Below are 851 nucleotides of genomic sequence, written 5' to 3'. Positions count from 1 at the left end.
GCAAGGGGTTGAGTACCGTCGCGAGGCGTGCTGGCGGACCGGCTCGTAGTAGTGCCGAAGCCCCTGTAATGGGGGTGGAGCGAAGGGGCCGGGTCATCCGTGGCTGTGTGTGTCTGGTCAACCGGACGTTGTTCGGGAGGAGCCGATGGACAAGCTGAAGTCACCAGAGAAGCCGTTTGAGATTTCGAAGTGGGAGGTCTGGGAGGCGTTTCGAGAGGTGAAGCGAAATCAGGGCGCGCCGGGGGTGGACGGGCAGTCCATCGCCGACTTCGAGGCCGATCTGGAAGACAACCTCTACAAGATCTGGAATCGGATGTCGTCGGGGACGTACTTCCCGCCTCCAGTGCGAGCGGTGGAGATTCCGAAACAGCATGGCAGCGGCACGAGGATGCTCGGCGTCCCCACCGTCGCCGACCGGGTCGCGCAGACCGTGGTAGCCAGGCACTTGGGGATCCGGGTGGATCCAATATTCCACGAGGATTCCTACGGCTACCGGCCGAAGCGGTCGGCCCTGGATGCGGTCCAGCGCTGCCGGCAACGGTGTTGGAAGAAAGACTGGGTGATCGATCTTGACATTCAGAAGTTCTTCGACAGCGTCCGGTGGGACCTCATCGTCAAGGCTGTCCAGGCTCACACCGACGCCGTCTGGGTGACGTTGTATGTCAAGCGGTGGCTCCAAGCGCCGCTGCAACTGCCCGACGGAACCTTGCAGCAGCGGGACCAGGGGACCCCGCAGGGGTCCGCGGTCTCGCCCGTGCTGGCGAACCTGTTCATGCACTACGCGTTCGACACCTGGCTCGCCCGGACTTTTCCGGACGTGCAGTTCGAACGCTATGCCGATGACGCGGTCG

The 851-nt window shown here is 63.3% G+C and carries 1 protein-coding gene; it reads left to right on the top strand.

The window, feature by feature from the left end:
* Positions 1-145: 145 nt before the first annotated feature.
* The coding region (locus tag DKT69_RS00150; RefSeq protein ID WP_255420168.1) for a reverse transcriptase domain-containing protein at positions 146-851 on the top strand (706 nt) is incomplete at its 3' end.

Source organism: Micromonospora sicca (assembly GCF_003172935.1).
Lineage (GTDB): Bacteria > Actinomycetota > Actinomycetes > Mycobacteriales > Micromonosporaceae > Micromonospora > Micromonospora sicca.
Note: the sequence above shows the minus strand (reverse complement) of the source record. Positions and strands in the feature narration are given on the sequence as shown.